General features: G+C 44.7%; 1 protein-coding gene. It reads right to left on the reverse strand.

From position 1 onward, the window contains the following. Window positions 1–77 precede the first annotated feature (77 nt). Window positions 78–770, reverse strand: a 693-nt coding sequence (locus ND16A_RS05680) for an RNA-guided endonuclease InsQ/TnpB family protein (RefSeq protein ID WP_052073192.1), incomplete at its 5' end; no start/stop codon positions are given.

A 770-nucleotide genomic window follows, 5' to 3' on the forward strand; every position in this document is an offset into this window, starting at 1 on the left:
CCGTTCTAAAACACTTACACAAACCTGATCATCAGGCTTTAGGTTATTTCTGCATTCAACGATACTGGTTGCATTTGCTAAGTAGCAAGCGCAGAGCCGTTATCTCCAGCAGCGTAGATTTCGACTGAACGAGCCGTATAATTTTCTAAATTTATGCTGGCGTTATAATCGCGACATTTCGAATTTCCACAAGCACATTGGTAGGTTCGCTGGGACAGTGCCAAATCACTGTTCTTAGAACCACAGTCTGAGCAAAGCTTACTCGATGGAAACCATCGATTTGCAATCGTCAGCGTTCGCTGAAACCATGCAAACTTATACTCTAGCTGTCGCCTGGCTTCATAGAAGCCTACGTCAGCAATATGTCTGGCCAACTTAGCATTAGACATCATTCCCTTCACATTCAAGTCCTCGATAACAATTTCCTGGAAATTTTTCACCAGGTAGGTGGTGAGTTGGTGCAGTGTGTTTCGTCGAATATTGGCAATTCGCTGGTGAAGTCTGGCGATTTTCATCTTTAGCTTTTTATAACCGTTTGATGTTTTCGTCTTTCTCACCAGGCGTCGCTGATAACGGGCAAGCTTTCTGAGTGACTGCTGCAATGGCTTTGGTGTTTCCCAATATCGGATTGAACCACGCGACAGCGTGGCCAACTTGTTGATACCTAAATCTACACCGCAACGGGCTTGGCTTTCACTTGGAAGCATAGAGACTTCGACATCGATTGAGAAAGAAATGTACCATTTATCAGCACGTCGGCTGATGGTCAT

This window comes from Thalassotalea sp. ND16A (genome assembly GCF_000764205.1).
Taxonomy (GTDB): domain Bacteria; phylum Pseudomonadota; class Gammaproteobacteria; order Enterobacterales; family Alteromonadaceae; genus Thalassotalea_A.